Consider the following 1,181-nt stretch of genomic DNA (forward strand, 5'->3'; position numbering starts at 1 on the left):
GGTACTGCTTCACTATCGGTCGCTAGGGAGTATTTAGCCTTGGCAGATGGTCCTGCCGGATTCCCACGAGGTTTCACGTGTCTCGCGGTACTCGGGATCCGTCTCGGAGAGCGCTGACTTTCACCTACAGGGCTGTTACCTTCTATGGCGGGCCTTTCCAGACCTCTTCGCTTAATCAACACCTTTGTAACTCCATGTGAGACGTCCCACAACCCCAGGAAGCAAGCTTCCTGGTTTGGGCTAATCCGCGTTCGCTCGCCGCTACTGACGGAATCACTATTGTTTTCTCTTCCTCAGGGTACTTAGATGTTTCAGTTCCCCTGGTCTGCCTCCGCTGCAGCTATGTATTCACTGCAGGGTAGCTGTCCATTACGACAGCCGGGTTTCCCCATTCGGACATCCCCGGATCAAAGCCTGCTTACGGCTCCCCGAGGCATTTCGTCGTTAGCCACGTCCTTCATCGGCTCCTAGCGCCTAGGCATCCTCCGTGCGCCCTTATTAGCTTAACCTTAGTGGTTGGTTTGACTATGAAATTGAAGATTTCATGTTCACCATCCACAGTATGCTCCGCTTTTCGTTATTCCGAAAAGCATTGCTACCTACAGCGATCACACTAAAAAACATGCAATTTATTGTAAGTTATTATCCCAGCTAAAGGACATTACTTGTTATTTCTTATCCAGTTTTCAAGGTGCAATTCCCTGCCATATTCGACAGGAATTTCATTCTACCACGATTCGCCAAGTTGCTCAACCATCAAAATATGGAAGTTCAGCGGGTATCGCAGCAAAATTTTGGGCAAAAAAATGGCCCGCTTGGCGGCGTCCTACTCTCCCAGGACCCTGCGGTCCAAGTACCATCGGCGCTGGAGGGCTTAACGGTCGTGTTCGAGATGGGAACGTGTGGTTCCCCTCCGCCATCGCCACCAAACGAGATTTTTGCAAACAAACGTCTTCTAGAAATCCTTCTAAAAAATGCCTGTTCCAAAAATACGGTTGAAAGAGTTTTGCTCTTTCAAAACTGACAACGAGCGAGCAACTACTGCCTTGAGTATCTGATCTTCAACGAGATCAGGTAAATCCTTAGAAAGGAGGTGATCCAGCCGCACCTTCCGATACGGCTACCTTGTTACGACTTCACCCCAATCATCTACCCCACCTTCGGCGGCTGGCTCCCTTGCG

The 1,181-nt window shown here is 49.9% G+C and carries 3 rRNA genes; all 3 read right to left on the reverse strand.

Annotation, left to right across the window (positions count from 1 at the left end):
• Positions 1 to 509, reverse strand: a 23S ribosomal RNA gene (locus tag AC0YNV_RS40675); the annotation flags it as partial.
• A gap of 304 nt (positions 510 to 813) precedes the next feature.
• Positions 814 to 930 (reverse strand): 5S ribosomal RNA (gene rrf, locus AC0YNV_RS40680).
• Between the two features lie 156 nt (positions 931 to 1,086).
• Positions 1,087 to 1,181 (reverse strand): 16S ribosomal RNA (locus AC0YNV_RS40685); the annotation flags it as partial.

Source organism: Paenibacillus sp. JT31N11 (genome assembly GCF_056269285.1).